This is a genomic window from Acinetobacter sp. TAC-1, from assembly GCF_029025845.1.
Classification (GTDB): Bacteria; Pseudomonadota; Gammaproteobacteria; order Pseudomonadales; family Moraxellaceae; genus Acinetobacter; species Acinetobacter guillouiae.
Genome location: NZ_CP118892.1, coordinates 4,640,213 through 4,657,151 on the forward strand (window position 1 = coordinate 4,640,213; position 16,939 = coordinate 4,657,151).

At 39.5% G+C, this 16,939-nt stretch carries 18 protein-coding genes; 13 read left to right on the forward strand and 5 right to left on the reverse strand.

All coding sequences use genetic code 11. From position 1 onward, the window contains the following. The first annotated feature begins 5 nt into the window (after positions 1-5). Together PYV58_RS21755 and purC are read left to right on the forward strand one after the other, a co-directional pair. Positions 6-614, forward strand: a complete 609-nt coding sequence (locus tag PYV58_RS21755) for a lipoprotein-34 precursor (NlpB) (protein ID WP_034614727.1) — start codon at positions 6-8, stop codon at positions 612-614. A gap of 37 nt (positions 615-651) precedes the next feature. After that, positions 652-1,371 carry a phosphoribosylaminoimidazolesuccinocarboxamide synthase gene (gene purC / locus PYV58_RS21760; protein WP_004818291.1) on the forward strand — a complete coding sequence of 240 codons (720 nt, stop codon included), beginning with the start codon at positions 652-654 and terminating at the stop codon, positions 1,369-1,371. A gap of 51 nt (positions 1,372-1,422) precedes the next feature. On the opposite strand, the gene PYV58_RS21765 is transcribed toward purC, so the two are convergent. Continuing rightward, the gene (locus PYV58_RS21765; RefSeq protein ID WP_016539551.1) at positions 1,423-1,983 is read right to left on the reverse strand and encodes a DUF4303 domain-containing protein; all 561 of its coding nucleotides are present in this window, start codon (positions 1,981-1,983) and stop codon (positions 1,423-1,425) included. Between the two features lie 237 nt (positions 1,984-2,220). On the opposite strand from PYV58_RS21765, the gene PYV58_RS21770 reads away from it, so the two are divergent. From PYV58_RS21770 to PYV58_RS21780, 3 genes are all read left to right on the forward strand, one after another. Then, positions 2,221-2,409: a heavy-metal-associated domain-containing protein gene (locus PYV58_RS21770; protein WP_034614721.1), complete on the forward strand. Its 189-nt coding sequence runs from the start codon at positions 2,221-2,223 to the stop codon at positions 2,407-2,409. Between the two features lie 419 nt (positions 2,410-2,828). After that, a complete protein-coding gene (locus tag PYV58_RS21775) occupies positions 2,829-5,231 on the forward strand; it encodes a TonB-dependent receptor (RefSeq protein WP_034614718.1) in 2,403 nt (800 codons plus the stop codon). A gap of 370 nt (positions 5,232-5,601) precedes the next feature. Next, positions 5,602-6,135: a hypothetical protein gene (locus tag PYV58_RS21780; RefSeq protein ID WP_034614716.1), complete on the forward strand. Its 534-nt coding sequence runs from the start codon at positions 5,602-5,604 to the stop codon at positions 6,133-6,135. A gap of 1 nt (position 6,136) precedes the next feature. On the opposite strand, the gene PYV58_RS21785 is transcribed toward PYV58_RS21780, so the two are convergent. The 4 genes from PYV58_RS21785 to PYV58_RS21800 form a co-directional block, all read right to left on the reverse strand. Next, positions 6,137-8,485, reverse strand: a complete 2,349-nt coding sequence (locus PYV58_RS21785) for a glycerophosphodiester phosphodiesterase family protein (RefSeq protein WP_275059680.1) — start codon at positions 8,483-8,485, stop codon at positions 6,137-6,139. Between the two features lie 144 nt (positions 8,486-8,629). Next, complete coding sequence (locus PYV58_RS21790) at positions 8,630-9,904, reverse strand: replication-associated recombination protein A (RefSeq protein ID WP_034614710.1); 1,275 nt, start codon at positions 9,902-9,904, stop codon at positions 8,630-8,632. Between the two features lie 70 nt (positions 9,905-9,974). Continuing rightward, positions 9,975-10,940, reverse strand: coding sequence for an alpha/beta hydrolase-fold protein (locus PYV58_RS21795; RefSeq protein WP_081407387.1), 966 nt, complete (start codon positions 10,938-10,940; stop codon positions 9,975-9,977). 46 nt (positions 10,941-10,986) lie between these two features. Further along, on the reverse strand, positions 10,987-11,439 hold the full coding sequence (locus PYV58_RS21800) for a YcgN family cysteine cluster protein (RefSeq protein ID WP_034614705.1): 453 nt from the start codon (positions 11,437-11,439) through the stop codon (positions 10,987-10,989). A 189-nt stretch (positions 11,440-11,628) separates the two neighbouring features. Here PYV58_RS21800 and PYV58_RS21805 point away from each other — a divergent pair, with 189 nt between their 5' ends. From PYV58_RS21805 to PYV58_RS21840, 8 genes are all read left to right on the forward strand, one after another. Beyond that, positions 11,629-11,787, forward strand: a complete 159-nt coding sequence (locus tag PYV58_RS21805) for a DUF1328 domain-containing protein (RefSeq protein ID WP_004718815.1) — start codon at positions 11,629-11,631, stop codon at positions 11,785-11,787. A 183-nt stretch (positions 11,788-11,970) separates the two neighbouring features. Then, positions 11,971-12,708, forward strand: a complete 738-nt coding sequence (locus PYV58_RS21810; RefSeq protein WP_004818262.1) for a dienelactone hydrolase family protein — start codon at positions 11,971-11,973, stop codon at positions 12,706-12,708. 63 nt (positions 12,709-12,771) lie between these two features. Beyond that, a complete protein-coding gene (locus PYV58_RS21815) occupies positions 12,772-13,140 on the forward strand; it encodes an HIT family protein (protein ID WP_004718818.1) in 369 nt (122 codons plus the stop codon). Positions 13,141-13,275: 135 nt separating this feature from the next. After that, positions 13,276-14,310 carry an A/G-specific adenine glycosylase gene (gene mutY, locus PYV58_RS21820; RefSeq protein ID WP_034614701.1) on the forward strand — a complete coding sequence of 345 codons (1,035 nt, stop codon included), beginning with the start codon at positions 13,276-13,278 and terminating at the stop codon, positions 14,308-14,310. 76 nt (positions 14,311-14,386) lie between these two features. After that, the gene (locus PYV58_RS21825) at positions 14,387-14,935 is read left to right on the forward strand and encodes a M23 family metallopeptidase (RefSeq protein WP_004718822.1); all 549 of its coding nucleotides are present in this window, start codon (positions 14,387-14,389) and stop codon (positions 14,933-14,935) included. A 30-nt stretch (positions 14,936-14,965) separates the two neighbouring features. Then, positions 14,966-15,211, forward strand: a complete 246-nt coding sequence (locus tag PYV58_RS21830) for a hypothetical protein (RefSeq protein WP_004818256.1) — start codon at positions 14,966-14,968, stop codon at positions 15,209-15,211. 42 nt (positions 15,212-15,253) lie between these two features. Next, positions 15,254-15,808 (forward strand): DNA-3-methyladenine glycosylase I, encoded by a 555-nt coding sequence (locus PYV58_RS21835; RefSeq protein WP_004818255.1) that lies wholly within the window; start codon positions 15,254-15,256, stop codon positions 15,806-15,808. Between the two features lie 31 nt (positions 15,809-15,839). Then, positions 15,840-16,862 (forward strand): NAD(P)-dependent alcohol dehydrogenase, encoded by a 1,023-nt coding sequence (locus PYV58_RS21840; protein ID WP_034614740.1) that lies wholly within the window; start codon positions 15,840-15,842, stop codon positions 16,860-16,862. Positions 16,863-16,939 lie beyond the last annotated feature (77 nt).

The following is a 16,939-nucleotide window of genomic DNA, read 5'->3' on the forward strand; positions in this document are numbered from 1 at the left end:
GTATTATGCAATTACGTTTAGGTTTAACTCTTGCCATTTCAGCTTTAAGCTTGGCGGGTTGTAGTTCCCTTGGAATCAGCAATGGTTCTTTAGATTATAAAAACACGACCACTGTAGAGCCACTTAGCTACCCTGAAGGTTCAACAGTTAGACCTGCAACGCCAATGTATCCAGCTCCTATTGTTGACCCTCTTGCACTTCAGCATGCACCAAAATTTGAAAATAAACGAGGCAACCGTTACGAAGTTCCTCGTCCAGATGTTGCTCAAATCAGTGCACCTGCTGATGAAGTTTCTGGATCAACTGAAAGTGTTGGTCGTCCTCAAATTTTAACTGATGGAAATGGCAATCCACTGATCAAAATCGATGGAAATTCTGCTACAATTTGGCAGTACGCACTTGCGACCCTCAGTAGCTTAAATTATAAGGTTATCGGCCAAAGCAAAAATGCCAATGAGGCAACTGTAAAAATCGATAATTCAACTTATGTATTGAAGCTTAATTCTGTAGGTTCAAGTAACACACTTGCTGTGTTTAACGCCGATAATAGCTTTGCAGACAAAGAAAAAGCTGCAGAACTATTAACCCAGATTTACCAAAACTGGCCAGCCTAGTCGTTCTAGGCAATTTTTTTTTGCAAAAGGTTCCCCCATGTTAAAACAAACCTTGCTCTATACTGGTAAAGCGAAATCTGTTTATGAAACAGATAGCGCGGATCATCTAATTCTAGTTTTCCGTGACGATGCTTCTGCATTTAATGGCGAAAAAATAGAGCAACTAGACCGTAAAGGTAAGGTGAACAACCGTTTTAATGCCTTTATCATGGAAAAACTGGCTGCAGCTGGTATTGAAACACACTTCGAAAAACTTCTTTCTCCAACTGAAGTTTTAGTGAAAAAATTGCAAATGATCCCTGTTGAATGTGTAATGCGTAATTATGCTGCAGGTTCATTATGCCGCCGTTTGGGTGTCGAAGAAGGTTTAGAGCTTGTTCCACCAACATTTGAATTGTTCTTCAAAGATGACGCTTTAGGCGATCCGATGGTGAACGAGTCTCAAGCAATTGCATTGGGTTGGGCAAATGCTGAACAGTTGGCGCAAATGAAAGAATTGACTCAAAAAGTCAATGTTGTGCTGAAAGATTTATTCGCTCAAGGCAACATGCTTCTTGTTGATTTTAAACTTGAATTTGGCGTGTTCCATGACCGTATCGTTTTGGGTGACGAATTCTCTCCAGACGGTTGCCGTCTATGGGATAAAGACACCAAGAAAAAACTCGACAAAGACCGTTTCCGTCAAGGTTTGGGTGGTGTTGTTGAAGCTTATGAAGAAGTGGCTACACGCATTGGTGTAGATCTTTCAGATATCTAATTTTAGATACTGATTCTTCAGAAACCGAGCTTTTTAGCTCGGTTTGTTATTTTAAGATGCTGATTTTTCTAATAGGTAATCATATAAATTTTCACCAGCTTTTTTCTGAAAGCGGTTTTCAAATAAAGGCACTAAAAACTCAGGATTAATTTGTGGGAAACTGATGTCCTCAAAATCTTCATCGGATGAGTCTGCATATTGAATAATGACAATAATTTCTTCACCCTGTTGGTTTTTTAATTTTCCTTGTGTTCTTAAATCTTGTAATGCTTGAATAATGGTCTTTTGATAGTGCGCTTGCAATTCGCTATATTGCTCATCTGTATAATCCTCTCCCAAGTCCTGATACAAAGCCGTGATTGCATCGTGAACACGATTATTGGCAGTACTTGAACAACTCCATTCTGAAATCCACCATGCTTCATAGACGTCTTCAAAGGTTTTTAATTGTTCTAATGTGCATCCTACATAAAAGAAACCACAGAAATCCTCAACCATTCCCAAACCAATAGCACATAAATGCTGATCTTGTGTAAGCTGCTGAATCTCAGCGAAAGCATCTTGAATGTCTTGGTAAATCACTGAATATAAATGGTCTTTATTCATCATCATGTTCTTATCATTCACAATTTCAATGCAGAGTTTACTATCAAAGCATAAATTCTGTATATAAACCATTCGCCTATGTTGGCATTTAGCATTCGTAAAAAATTGAGTAATCGACGACTTAAAAATACTGTAAATTATTTTTGAAACAGCGTTGCGATGAAACTTTAAACATTAAAACTTGACCTTACAATTATGGTAAGGTTTATCTTAAGTTTAAGTCTTCTTAGAGCAGGGTGAGATATGGAATTTTATATTGAAAATATGACCTGTGGTGGTTGTGCACGTGGTGTAACCAAAGCAATTCATTCTGTAGATGAAAATGCTAAGGTGATTGCCGATCCACCAAGTCACAGTGTTAAAGTTGAAACAACAGCAACACAGCAACAAGTGGTTGATGCTTTATCAGAAGCGGGCTTTCCTCCACGCTAAGCTGATTGGATAAAGTGAAAAGGGCTATCAATTTAAGGTAGCCCTTTTGCATTAAAGCAAATATAAACTGGGCTCTGTCATCACAGTTATATGTCTGAATAGCATTGATCAAACCTAGCCTTTAGCTGATGTAAATTGTTGATCATCACTCTATATTCATCGACTTGATTCAATATCACAGCCTCATCACTGAGCCATTTAAAATTATACGCTTTATCAATAATTTCAAAAGATTGTGTATCGAACTTCCTATAAAACATCGCATGATAAAATCTAGATTTCTAAACTGAGAACACTTTAAATAACCATACACTTTGCAGATTTTATTCTATTTATATTTTTAAAAGTTGTTTTCTAAATAATCTCAAGCTCACTATGATCACAACAAACCGTTACAAAAAGAGCTACAAAATAGAGTTATGCGTACATTATCAAAACGATATTCATTAAGCCTGACCGCCAGCTTAGTTTTTACATTTCTGTATCCACATGCCTACGCTGCGGAACAGATTCCAGCCAATCAAGAAGTTAAAACACTTGATACCATTGTTGTCACAGGTACACGTTCGCTAAAACGTTCTAAAACAGATTCCTTACAACCGATTGATGTGATTAGTGCAGCGGAATTGACAGAACGTACAGGTTCAAGTGAGTTAGGTACGGCGCTGGCTAAAATTATCCCCTCGATTAACTTTCCTCGTCCAACCGTTGTCGATGGAACAGAACTCGTTCGCCCAGTGCAACTAAAAGGGCTTTCTCCTGATCAAGTTTTGGTTTTAGTGAATGGCAAACGTCGCCATACTGGGGCATTTATTAACCTTGGGGGCACCATTGGACGTGGTTCAGCACCGACCGATTTAAATGCCATTCCGATTTCTGCCATCAGCCGTATTGAAGTACTTAGAGAAGGTGCGTCTGCTCGCTATGGTTCAGATGCAATTGCTGGTGTCGTCAACATTATCTTAAAGTCTGATCCTAAAACAGGTGATGCAGGTATTCGCTACGGTATTTATAACAAAGGTGATGGTGAACAAAAACAATCCTATGTCTCGGGCGGCACTCAACTGGGCAATTATGGTTATGCCATTTTTTCTGGTGAATGGCAGGACAATGAGGCAACCAATCGCGCAGGTTTAGACTTTCGTGATCCAAATGCTACTACATACGGACAAAGAACCTTCCGTTTTGGTGATCCAAAATCTGATGAGGTAAAAGCTTCTGTTAATGCTGGTTTTGACCTCAGTGATACTGTTGAATTATATGGTTTTTCAACCTATAGCCATCGTAATGCAGAAACTGCTGGATTCTATCGTTTGAGTAATGCCTCGAACAATGTGCCTGCATTATTTCCAAATGGTTATTTACCACTGATTCGCGGTCAATTAGATGACTTTAGTGCTGTTGCAGGCTTACGTGGGGAAGTTGCAGACTGGCGCTATGATGTTTCAGCCAATTATGGCTTAAACCAATATGATGTAAATACAAAAACCATCAATGTCGATCTATACAAAGATACAGGTTCAACACCAAATTCATTCCATAATGGACAGTTAAAGAATACTCAAGCTGTTTATAATATTGATTTGTCGAAAGAATTTGAGATCTCTGCTTTTGCAAGTCCATTAAATGTCGCGTTTGGTGCTCAATATTTAAATCAACAATATCAAATTAAAGCAGGCAATCCTGCCTCTTATTATAAAAGTGGCTCTTCAGGTTTATCAGGCTTTCGCCAAGCAGATGCCGGGAAATGGACACGTGACAGTTATGCAGGATATCTCGATTTAGAAACAGATATTACCCAAAAACTTTCAGCATCTACAGCCTATCGTTATGAGAAATATGATGACTTTGGGGACACCAATAATGCATCTCTTTCGTTACGTTATAAGCTTTTACCTCAAGTTGCGGTACGTGGCTCAGTTTCTACAGGCTTTCGCGCACCGAGTCTAGCACAACAATATTTCACCCAAACTTCTTCGCAATTGGTCAATGGACAGTTTGTTGAGGCTGGAACATTTCCAAGTTCTTCTCAAGTTGCACAATTGCTCGGTGCAGAAGATTTAAAAGCTGAAAAATCAAAGAACTATAGTCTTGGCTTGGTATTTACCCCAACTAAAAACCTATATGTGACTTTGGATGCCTACCAAATTGATATTGATGACCGTATTAGCTTATCTTCAAATATCAATGCCAGCAGCCCCGCTGTTCGCGCTTATTTAGTGTCTAAAGGGATTACCGATACCAATTTCAGCACGGTGCGTTTCTTTAATAATGCCAGTAATACCCGCACTCGTGGTGTAGATTTAGTTGCCAATTACCAATGGCAAAACCTGCCTTATGGCGAGTTAACCACATCTTTGGCATATAATTTTAATCGCAATAAAGTCACCGATGTCGATAAAAACCCTGAGATTTTAAATGCCTTGGGTGTCAACCTCACCCGTTTAGACCGTCGTGAACAATATGGTCTATTGGCAGGAAGCACACCTGAACATAAGTTCAGTTTAGCCAATGATTATAAAATTGGAAATTTTGGTATCAATACCAATATCACGCGTTATGGTAGCTTCGAAACTTACAGTAACTCAGGTGCTGTCAGTGATCAGAAATTTTCTGCAAAATGGCTGTTGGATTTAGCACTGACATACCAATTAAACAATTGGAAATTTACTGTTGGGGGAGACAACATTACCAATGTTTATCCTGATAAAGATGTTTATGACATCAACAAACCTACTGGCGGAAGTTTGCAATACAGCCAGTTCTCACCGTTTGGCTTTAATGGTGCGTTCTATTACGGCAAAATTAATTATAAGTGGTAGAGGTTAAAGTTAACCAGGGGCTTCAAACCGAGTTGAATGACTCGGTTTTTTTATGTGTATCGTTATTGGGTATATCCTCAACCTGTTTAGAAACACATACACTAGAATATAATTTTTCTTCATTCATAATTTTAATTAAATCAATTCTATGGGCAAATAAGTTGTTTAATTTTAAAAACATTCATTGCACACTTTGCTTTGAAAGTTTAAATCAATTTGCGTAGACGCTACCTAACTTTTCAGAGATGAACAGAGACTAGTTACAAAATCTCCTGTTGGATCAGCGAGTATCGTTAAGCTTGGATTGCTGATGAACTTTTTTTAAGAAACTTATATACTCAAAACAAACGATATTCAGATTTAATCCAACATGATAAAAACAATTTATGCTGTCATTTTATTCTTGATCATTTTAAATCCTGCACAGGCGGAAGAGTTAAACTGTCAGCAAGATTATCCTAAAATTATTGCGCCTGACTTAGATCAATTAGGACAAGATTTAAAAAAAAATGATTATTCATTTATGCAACAAAAAACCCATCCATCTCTGATCAATTATGTTGGTGGTGCAGAAGCTTATCAGCAGTTGCTTCAATACGCTCAAAATCTGCTTGCCAAATCACAGGTAGAAATTGTCAATGTACAATCAAAGCCACCACTTTATAGCTATATCGTAGATCATGAAGAAATTTGCTTTGTACCCAAAACCATCACCATGAAAGTTGCGGGTCAAATTCAAGCAGCATCGCCCTCATTTATGGTCGCCATTCGTTCACTACAATCACATCAATGGACCTATCTGGACGGTGCAGGACTAAAGAATAATCCTCAAATGTTGTTTACACTTTTTCCAAATTTCCCCAAAGATGTAAAACTCCCATTTCAAACAGATGCCATAAAATAAGCTACTGGATGATGACTTTTATAGGGGCTGAAAAGATTTGATAGAAGTTTTGTGCATCGATCTGATATTTATAACCAGCCAAAACATATGCAGTGCCCTTTTCAGAGAAACTCAACTGACCATTTTTAATCTCATGTTTTGCAGAACCTGATAAAACCACAAAATTGCTGAGTTGCTGATTGAGTTTCGCTCCATCTTGCTGAACCAATTGCGCATTGAGTAATACTGGCTGTTCAGCTTTTACTTTGACATTCTTGGGTGCTTGAATATCAACGATATATTTCGCATAAAGTTGCGCAGAATTGGTGGTTATCCCGTAGGTCCCTGCAATATATAATTTTTTAAATGTTTCATCATTCAATGCCCAAGGCCAAAAACTGATTCCACGGTGCTTGGTCGTTTCTAAAAGATTGATCAAATCAGCACGATAAGCAGGGTTATACGTTGAATTATATTTCTGAACATCGGCATTGATTTGTTTGGTGGCAATTAAAGTATTGCGACTATTGGGCATGTTTCCAACCAATAACCCTCGCGGTATCTCAGACAATTGTGACTGTGCACGCGCAACTTGATCTGCATTAAATGAGGTCGTGACGACTTGATTTTCAACTTGGTACTTTTTAATTTCATCCTGCATTTTTGCAACCAATGCTGGATTGGCACTTTTCATTTCGATCATCAGTACAAAGTTTGGATTGTGCTTAAATGTAGTGAAATATTCTGCAAGGGTCGGTATTGGATAAGCTTTGTTTTTAGATTTTAATTGCTGAACCTGCGCAAGGCTCATTTCTTCAATTTTACCTGTTGAACGCGTAGTACGATCCACTGTTGCATCATGCATCACCACAAGATGCTGGTCTTTGGTTAAATAAATATCGTTTTCAACAATATCTGCTCCCAAAGCAACTGCATGTTTTGCACTTTCTAAGGTATTTTCATCTTCTAAACTGGGTACACCACGATGCCCAATGATAAAGGGTTTACGTAATAGTGTATTTTTTGGAAATTGTTTTAAGACACTGGCAAATAGCGTACTTTGAGTTGTAATAATCCCATTCACACCTGAAGTCAAAATACTGGCGACATCCTGCGGATCATGTGCTGGGGTATCAACCCACACTGTCATTAAATGACGTTGAATAAAGCTGACACTCGGTTTGTTGGCAAGGCTATGCGGAAGAACCACGATGCGTGCATAGGCCTGATTAGTACGACGCAGAATTTCAGAAAGACTTGCATGGCTGTCCTTTAAATTTTCGCGACTTAAATCTAATGCTGTTCGAAGCGTAGGTACAATTTGATGCGCAGACTTGAGTAAATCATCACTTTTGGACAATACAGTAATATCGCTCATATCGTGAGATTTAGAGAGTAATTTTAAGGCTTCAATGCTTTTGGGATCTTTGATTTCTAAAACAGGAATGGTATTGCGCTGCGGATTCACCAAATATTGTTGTAATGTTTCAACCACCTGCCCTGTCTGATCAAGCAAGTTTAAATTGGCATCTAATTGATAATATAACTGATTGGTTGAGTTTAATGGACTTCTGGTAGTTTTAACTTTTTGAATCAGCGTCGGTGCCAAACCGACATTAGTTTGAATTTCTTGCACTTGGGTGACTTTATTGGCTAAGTCTGGCAATGCACTGGTTTGTTCAGAGACTTGAATATTTTTAACTTTTAAGACTAGGCCTGTTGCTGAAAGCCCAATGCCGCCTTTGGCAGATCCTTGGTCAAGTTCTACATCTTGCATCAACTGATGATTTAAATAATGCTGTACCCGTTGTCCAGAGACCACAATGCTGGCTTTATACCATTGATTTGCTTTGATTTTCTCTGAAAACGCTTTCGTTTCAGAGACCTCCCACTGCCCGTTACTTTTATGCCGACCAAACTCCGTACCATTTTTTGCAGTGGTGTCTGTTCTGAGGGTAAATTGATAATAACTGCTGGGAATCACCCCCTGAGTTTCGGTGACATCATAAATCACACTGCCCCAACGCGAGTTATTGACAGCTTGGTCTAAAGTAAATTCGAGATCAATGCGATAGTTTTGTTGTTTTTCAAGATTTTGTGGTAATAAAATTGAGGTCGGACTGACTGAATTTGCTCGACCATCAATATGAAGCATCCCATTTTCAACATAGACGTTGCCGGCATTGTTGCCAGGAATACGCCAACCTTGAGGGATTGTTTTTTGCTGAACAAAACTTTGTTGATAAAGTGTTTTTAGCGGCTGCGAAGCAAGTTTAGGCTGATTTTGGGTCGAAATTTTACTTGCAAGCTCAGCATGGCTCAACATCGGCAAAGAAATTAAAACAGCAAAAGATAAAACGGATAATTTCATAAAATTTCTAAACCATTTAGAAGCACTTTGCTCAAGCGTATTTCTAAAATGGTGTCAGCCTAATTTAAATTTTGCCGATATTTTAAACCTTTATATAAAATAGAACATCTATTTAAAAGATGCCTAAGCAAATAAACTTCACAACTATTGTTGCTGCTGTTCTTGTTGCCAACGACGTTGCTGTAAACGCTCACCTTCAACTTCACGCTTATTACGAGCAGACTCATATAATTTAGTGCCTTTCAATTCAGGTGGTAAATATTCCTGTAGCACAAAATTTTCAGGGTAGTTATGAGGATAAAGATAATCCACACCATAGCCTTGTTGCTTCATAAGCTTGGTCGGTGCATTACGTAAATGGAGTGGCACAGGTAGGTTGGACGTTTTTTCTGCAAGTTCTAAGGCTTTATTGATCGCTAAATAAGTGCTGTTACTCTTTGCGCTGGTTGCCAGATAAACTGCGCATTGGCCTAAAATAATTCGACACTCAGGCATGCCTATCGCTTGAACCGAGCGGAAACATTCGCCCGCTAAAAGCAAGGCATTTGGATTTGAGTTTCCAATATCTTCTGAAGCAGCGATCAACATACGACGAGCGATAAAAACCGGATCTTCACCGCCTTTAAGCATACGTGCCATCCAATACAACGCTGCATCAGGATCACTACCTCGAATAGATTTAATAAACGCAGACACAAGATCATAATGCTGCTCACCTGATTTGTCATAGCGTGCAATGTTCTGTTGCGCAACTTTGACCACGATCGCATTGGTCACAATATTTTCAATATCGGACTCAAAGGTACTGGCAATTAAATCGATTAAATTAAGTGCCTTACGTGCATCACCCGCAGCAAACTGAACCAAGGCATCAAATTCTTCAATCTGGATATGGCGGTCTTTTAAAAATTTATCTTGTTGAATCGCGCGTAAAATGAGTTCTTGAATCGCCTCATTACTTAATCCATTTAAGGTATACACCTGACAACGAGACAGCAAAGCACTGTTGACTTCAAATGAAGGGTTTTCAGTGGTCGCACCGATCAGGGTAATTTTGCCTTTTTCAACCGCATTCAATAAGGCATCTTGTTGCGACTTATTAAAACGATGAATTTCATCAATAAACACCACCGGTGTTAATAAATCACCACTGTCAGCAATCACCTCACGGAGCTCTTTTACCCCTGTATTTAAGGCAGATAAGCTAATAAATGTACGATCGACTGCTTGAGCCAATAACAATGCGATGGTGGTTTTCCCAACACCAGGCGGCCCCCAAAAAATAATCGAGGGTAAATGCCCTTGATCAATCATTTGACGGAGTGGTGCTGCAACACCGAGTAAATGATCTTGCCCAATAATTTCAGACAAATCACGTGGACGTAAACGTTCTGGAAGCGGAATTTGAGTGTCTGACATACTGCTTTTTTAATTGATGAATGCTGTCCTTAGTCTACTATGGAAAATCATCAATATTGCACTTTCAGCTTTAAAATAATCGATTCTGCAAAACATCCATTAACGAGGCCTGAAATACTTGACCATGACTAAGATGTGGATAAAGCATTAATTTGCCATCTACGCCTTTACTGGCCAAATCTAAAACCAATTGACGGTTATTTTGAATCATATCCCGATCTGCATTTGGGCTGATTGGTCTCGTTGTAGACTGAATGATGTCACCTTCCATCACCCATAATTTTTTATTTTTTAATTGCTCAGGCGGGGCTTTTTCAACGGCTTTGAGTAATCGAGAATCTGCCCATGTGAGAGATGGACTGGCTGAAAAATAGTGTGAAAACTTATTATCTGTGCTTTGACTATTTAAAAGGGTATCCAAAACAAATAAACCACCATAAGAATGTCCCCACAATGCGGTACGTTGCTTATCCAGTTTTACTTGCGTATTGACCCACGGCATAATTTTTTCAAAAAGCACCTGTCTAAATTGTGCACTTCCGCCTGCCATACGTTCAGGATTGCGTGGGTCAGCCGCCACTTTTCCAGATTCATCAGCAGGTGTGTAGTCTACAGACCGTGAAGCGGACTCAAACGGTAACTGGGTTTGATAGCCTATAGCCACCAACACAGGGCTGTCTTGTTCGGATAGTTTTTTTAACAGTGACTCATCTAAACGCGCCATAGCAGAGTTGCCATCTAACATATAAACAGCAGGTAAGATCTTATTTTTATTGATATGTTTAGGAATACCGACCCAAACTTTATAATGCCGTTGTTGATCTGCGGATTGAAAATTTTTTACTTGAAATTGATAATAACTGGAGCCTTGCTCCGCAATATTTGGCCCTAAAGCTTGCAAATCTGGTTTTGCATAAACATTGCAGTGAATACCGAAACTCAGGCTGATTGCACATAAACAGAATGTACTTTTTTTGAATAACCAAGATAAAGCAAACATTTTAAAACACATCAAACTGAAGAGTTTGCCTATCATATTACTATTTGATAATGATTATCAATTCATAGTTGATTCAAAGCATTTACCGCACCCATCTTACAATGTATTCATCAATGTCTTCTTCATTGACTTCTGTTTCGGAGATACAACGCCCAGCAGCAGATTTTCTGGCTTTAATCACATTGCTTCTTGAGCCTGTGATCAGATAGTGCCATGCCGGTAAATTTTTACCTTCATTCACCCGACGATATGCACAACTTGAAGGTAACCAATGAATATTGGCTAATTTTTCAGGGCTTAATTGAATACAGTCGGGTACATAATCTAAACGATTAGGATAGTCAGAACATTGTGCTGTTTCACAATCGAGGAGTTTACAAGACACTTTGGTATAGGCTATTTCATGTGTGTCATCATCTTCTAATTTCACCAAACAGCATAACCCACAACCATCGCACAACGCTTCCCACTCGGTCGGATTTAACTCAGACAGTGTATAATTCTTCCAAAACTGGGGGCGGATCTCAAAGGTCATGGCATAACATTAAAGTCATTTAAGGCGAAATAATTATATCAGTATATAAGCAGAAATTAGAAAATTTAAAACAGAACAAACCTTTACATATTGCTTTATTAATCACACTTTTTAAACACAACTTCACAAGTCCCTCAGATTTTTCTGCCTATACTGAAAATACATAACAAAAATATGGAGATGAATCTTATGTTTCGTTGGGCAATTATTTTCGCTGTGATCGCCTTAATCGCAAGTTTATTTGGTTTTGGTGGTGTTGCGGGAATGTCTAAAGACTTCGCAGTCATTCTTCTCGTTGTCGCGGTAATCCTCGCGATTGTTGGTTTTATTTCGAGAGGAAAAGTTTAGCTTTTCCTGATCAATTTTCATGAAAGAGAAGAACCTTGGTTCTTCTCTTTTTCATTTGAAAACGACCTTTTTCATTCATAAATTTTCACATTTCTATTGTAAATATTCGAAATTTAGTCATTTGAATCTTATATATTTATGCTTTAATCAATCTCATTCTCGCCGATACACAAGGATTAACAGATGACTCTTGCAATCAAAACTCGTGAAATTCAATACCAAGCAAAAGATGGAACAACTTTAATCGGTTATTTTGCTGCGCCTGAATCCGCACAACCAGTTGCAGGTGTGATTGTTGGTCCAGAATGGTGGGGCCGAAATGAGTATTCTGAACAACGTGCTCGAGAGTTGGCACAACATGGTTTTGCTGCGCTGGCAATTGATATGTATGGCGATAAAAAAACCACGGCTGTTGCGACTCAAGCCCATGAGTGGATGATGCAAACCTTCCAAGATGAGCAGACCATTGTTGAGCGTTCTGCTGCTGCTCTGGCAGCTTTAGCAGCACAACCAGAAGTCGATGCAACGCGTTTGGCTGCGATTGGATTCTGTTATGGTGGTAAAGTGATATTAGATTTGGCACGCTCAGGTGCTGACTTAAAAGCTGCGATTACTTTCCATGCAAATTTATCTGCGCAAAAAGCAGCGGAAGCAGAAAAATTTAAAGCGCAAGTGTTAGTGCTACATGGTGAAAAAGACAGCATGGTGTCTTTGGCAGATGTCGAATCGTTTAAACAAGAAATGCAGCATGCTCAGGTAAAATCTGAAGTGATCATCCTCAAAGATGCTAAACATGGCTTTAGTAACCCACAAGCAGATGAAAAAGCAAAAGCCAATGGCGTAGATCTAGGTTATAACGCCGAAGCAGAAAAAGCCGGATTAGCAGCAATGTATGATTTATTAGATCGTACCTTGGCTTAACCTACTCTGGCTTAATTAAAATACGTTCTACGTCGATTAAGACAACAAAACGAGGGATTAGAAATGACTGAAAAAGTATGTCCTTATTGTGACTTTGAAGAATTTGATATCATTGATAAAAATGAATTTGGTGCAATTTTGCCAGAACATAACCCTTTGTCTAAAGGTCATTCAGTGATTATTCCTTTGCGCCATATTGCTTCTTTTTTTGAGGTTTCAGAGAAAGAACGTAAAAGCCTTTCCTCTTTATTGGAACTGGCACGTAACGAGCTTAAGATTCGCCATCAACCTGAAGGTTTCCATATCGCCTTTAATGATGGTCATGTGTTTGGTGAAGATCAAAGTGAACATTTCCATATTCACATTATCCCACGTTATAAAAACGAACCGCTTAAACTGGATAAGCGTTGGGGTATCATCAACGAAAACTAAGTTGTGGCTATAAACGCTTTTGAAAAGACGCTTTGGCGTCTTTTTTTATGCAGATTGCTGCTCAAGTTTAAGATAATTTTCCGCAATAAATTTATCTTGGTTATACTGAGCATCCAATTTTTACGCTAGATTGTTATGTCGCAATTTTCATTTTCAGATGCGCTATTGACTTGGTTTGATCAACACGGGCGCCATGATTTACCGTGGCAAGTGGCTGATGATCCATACAAAGTTTGGGTGTCTGAGATTATGTTGCAACAAACACAAGTCAAAACTGTACTGCAATATTTTGATAAATTTATCCAACGCTTTCCGACTGTCGATGATTTGGGTAAAGCCTCATGGGATGATGTTGCCCCCTATTGGGCAGGATTAGGCTACTACGCCCGTGCACGCAATTTGCATAAAGCAGCAGGCGTGGTCAGCCAGCAAGGGCATTTTCCACAAAGCTTAGAACAATGGGTGGAGCTTTCAGGTATTGGTCGCTCTACTGGTGGCGCACTGATGTCGCTTGGCTTACGCCAATATGGCGTCATTATGGATGGCAATGTAAAACGTGTTTTGGCCCGTTTCTTTGCCATTGAAGATGACCTGAGTAAACCCATCCATGAACGAGCCATGTGGCAACTGGCGGAAAGCTTATGCCCAACTGAACGCAACCACGACTATACCCAAGCAATTATGGATTTGGGCGCAACCATTTGCACGCCCAAAAAGCCACTCTGCTTATACTGCCCTATGCAACAACATTGCCAAGCCCATCAACAAGGCCTAGAAACCGAACTGCCTTATAAGAAAGCTAAAAAGCCTGTTCCTGTTAGAACTGGTACAGTGTTATTAATTGAGTCAGATCAACAATGGTTATGGGAACAGCGTCCCAACAGTGGCTTATGGGGAGGCTTATGGAGTTTACCGATTTTTGAAAATGAGCTCGCGTTTCAACAGCTTTGTCAAAGTCTAAAACTTACTTCAACTGTTGAACCTGTCCAAATCTCGCATAGTTTTACCCATTTCACATGGCTTTTAAATGCGCATATTGTTCGAGTTGAATCAGACCAAAAAGAATACCTCCAGGCTGAACTTGGGGGCGAATGGTTAACACCACAAAAAGCTACACAAATGGGCATCCCTACAGCCATGAAAAAATTGATCTCAGCAGTAAAAATATGACATAGTCAGACACGGGTATTCGAAGCATATTTCAATTTTAATTTGCCCTTTTGAAACTTGAAAAAAAGGATTTCTCGTGTCACGTAGCATCCAATATTGCTTGATGGCCTTGCTTGCCATTATTTTAACTGCATGTACTACTGCACCTAAAAAGCCAAGCTCATCTAAGCCTCAGCTTCCACAAGCTCAAATTAACCGCCTAAAAGCAATGTCAATGCCAACCCGATTGGCAATTCCTGTAGATGGAGTAAAACCACAAAACCTCACAGATACTTGGGGTGCATCTCGCAGTGCTGGGCGAGCACATGAAGGAATTGACATCATGGCTTCACGTGGAACCAAAGTTTATAGTAGTACTGAAGGTGTGATTGCCAGCTTAAAGAGCAATAATCTGGGGGGTAAAGTGATTTGGCTCATCGGACCAGGTGGGGTTTATCACTATTATGCTCATCTAAACGATCACAAACGTGGTCTACAAGAAGGCGATTACGTTAAAAAAGGTCAGTTAATCGGCTATGTGGGCAATACGGGAAATGCACGACATACTGCACCGCATTTGCACTATGGACTATACTTAAGGGGTAAAGGCCAAGGTGCAGTCAACCCCTACCCTTATTTACGTTAATTTTAGATTGAATCAATTTAGGAATATTCCATGTCAGAAGCATTGCTTGAGCGTTTAGTTGAATTTGCAGAATCAGGCAATCAACAAAAAATTGCCCTCAATGGACAAAATCATCAAGGCTGGATTATGGAAATCACCGATGAAGCATTAATGATCAGTACTGGCTTTGCAGACAAAGCGGGTAAAGATATTTGGGTAAGTTTTAAAGATTTACAACATGCGCAACTTTCCTATTGGGACAACAAACAAGATCAATGGGTCGAATTTAAACTTTAGACAATTAAAACTTAAATCAATCAGAACAATGGTAGATCTTTTATGACAAATAAACGCTGTGGTTGGTGTTCAGATGATCCTCTTTATATTGAATATCATGATCAAGAGTGGGGTAAGTCCAATCGAGATGAACAGCATTTATTTGAAATGCTTTGCCTAGAGGGGCAACAAGCAGGTTTATCTTGGATTACTGTTTTAAAAAAACGTGAAAGCTATCGCGCCCAATTTTTTAACCACCCGATTCAAACCATCGCCAATTTTACTGAACAAGAGCTTGCGCTAAAATGTCAGGATGCTGGGCTGATTCGCCATATTGGGAAATTAACGGCAATTCGTGACAATGCTATTGCATGGCAAAACATGAAAGCTCAAGAGATTGATATGGTGAACTGGTTATGGGATTTCGTCGACCAGCAAGTACAACTCAATGATGTCCCTGATTATAAATTAGCGCCTGCACAAACCGAAACCAGTCAAAAGCTTTCTAAAGCGTTAAAAAAGAATGGTTTTAAATTTGTTGGTCCAACCACTTGCTATGCCTTTATGCAAGCAGTGGGGATGGTCAATGACCATGAAAATGATTGTATATCCCGCTAAAAGTTTAACTGAACAAACAGGAAGGATTCACATGTCAAATAATACGTTTCATGCTTATGCTGCCTTAGAGGCAGGTGCAGCACTTGTGCCCTATCAATTTGATGCAGGTGAATTGCAGCCTCATCAGGTCGAAGTCAAAGTTGAATATTGCGGTTTATGCCATTCCGATGTTTCAGTGATTAACAATGAATGGGGAAATTCAGTTTTTCCAGTGGTTGGCGGTCATGAAATTATCGGTACCATCACTCAACTGGGTTCAGAAGCGAAAGGATTAAAAGTCGGTCAACGTGTTGGTATCGGCTGGACTGCGGAAAGTTGTCAGCACTGTGATCCATGTGTTAGTGGTCAACAAGTGCTTTGCACAGGGGGTTCAGTTGCAACTATCGTTGGTCATGCAGGCGGGTTTGCAGATAAGGTACGTGCAGGTTGGCAGTGGATTATTCCTTTTCCTGAAGATTTAAACCCTGAAAGTGCTGGTCCTTTATTGTGTGGTGGTATCACTGTTTTTGACCCAATCTTAAAACATCAAATTCAAGCAGTTCACCATGTTGGTGTCATTGGGATTGGTGGCTTAGGTCATATGGCCATTAAAATACTCAAAGCGTGGGGTTGTGAGATCACTGCCTTTACATCAAGTTTGGACAAAACAGATGAACTTAAAGCGATGGGTGCAGACCATGTGGTCAATAGTCGCGATGCCAATGCGTTAAAAGCACAACGTGGCAAATTTGATTTATTGCTCTGTACAGTAAATGTGAGTTTGGACTGGAAAGCATATCTCAATACACTGGCGCCAAATGGCACAATTCATATGCTAGGTTTAGTCCTCGAACCGATGCCGATTCCAGCGGGTGCACTGATTGGCGGTGCAAAATCAGTGACTGGTTCACCAACAGGCTCCCCTTTTGCATTGCGTCAATTATTACAATTTGCCGCACGCAAAAACATTGCACCACAAATTGAAGTTTATCCAATGTCAAAAATTAATGAGGCTTTGGAGCGACTTCATTCTGGAAAAGCCCGTTATCGTATCGTATTAAAAGCGGATTTCTAATTTAAGTCTGACCATCCATCACGGTTTATCAAGAACCGTGAATGGAATAAGCCTGTCGTGGTATGCGTTTGCTCACA

Excerpts from the sequence above, each read along its gene's own strand:
- mutY (WP_034614701.1), top strand. The coding sequence starts at position 13,276 with ATGTCGCAATTTTCATTTTCAGATGCGCTATTGACTTGGTTTGATCAA.
- PYV58_RS21775 (WP_034614718.1), top strand. The coding sequence starts at position 2,829 with ATGCGTACATTATCAAAACGATATTCATTAAGCCTGACCGCCAGCTTA.
- PYV58_RS21755 (WP_034614727.1), top strand. The coding sequence starts at position 6 with ATGCAATTACGTTTAGGTTTAACTCTTGCCATTTCAGCTTTAAGCTTG.
- PYV58_RS21815 (WP_004718818.1), top strand. The coding sequence starts at position 12,772 with ATGACTGAAAAAGTATGTCCTTATTGTGACTTTGAAGAATTTGATATC.
- PYV58_RS21800 (WP_034614705.1), bottom strand. The coding sequence starts at position 11,439 with ATGACCTTTGAGATCCGCCCCCAGTTTTGGAAGAATTATACACTGTCT.
- PYV58_RS21835 (WP_004818255.1), top strand. The coding sequence starts at position 15,254 with ATGACAAATAAACGCTGTGGTTGGTGTTCAGATGATCCTCTTTATATT.
- PYV58_RS21810 (WP_004818262.1), top strand. The coding sequence starts at position 11,971 with ATGACTCTTGCAATCAAAACTCGTGAAATTCAATACCAAGCAAAAGAT.
- PYV58_RS21795 (WP_081407387.1), bottom strand. The coding sequence starts at position 10,940 with ATGATAGGCAAACTCTTCAGTTTGATGTGTTTTAAAATGTTTGCTTTA.
- PYV58_RS21805 (WP_004718815.1), top strand. The coding sequence starts at position 11,629 with ATGTTTCGTTGGGCAATTATTTTCGCTGTGATCGCCTTAATCGCAAGT.
- PYV58_RS21770 (WP_034614721.1), top strand. The coding sequence starts at position 2,221 with ATGGAATTTTATATTGAAAATATGACCTGTGGTGGTTGTGCACGTGGT.
- PYV58_RS21785 (WP_275059680.1), bottom strand. The coding sequence starts at position 8,485 with ATGAAATTATCCGTTTTATCTTTTGCTGTTTTAATTTCTTTGCCGATG.
- PYV58_RS21840 (WP_034614740.1), top strand. The coding sequence starts at position 15,840 with ATGTCAAATAATACGTTTCATGCTTATGCTGCCTTAGAGGCAGGTGCA.
- PYV58_RS21830 (WP_004818256.1), top strand. The coding sequence starts at position 14,966 with ATGTCAGAAGCATTGCTTGAGCGTTTAGTTGAATTTGCAGAATCAGGC.
- PYV58_RS21790 (WP_034614710.1), bottom strand. The coding sequence starts at position 9,904 with ATGTCAGACACTCAAATTCCGCTTCCAGAACGTTTACGTCCACGTGAT.
- PYV58_RS21780 (WP_034614716.1), top strand. The coding sequence starts at position 5,602 with ATGATAAAAACAATTTATGCTGTCATTTTATTCTTGATCATTTTAAAT.
- PYV58_RS21765 (WP_016539551.1), bottom strand. The coding sequence starts at position 1,983 with ATGATGATGAATAAAGACCATTTATATTCAGTGATTTACCAAGACATT.
- purC (WP_004818291.1), top strand. The coding sequence starts at position 652 with ATGTTAAAACAAACCTTGCTCTATACTGGTAAAGCGAAATCTGTTTAT.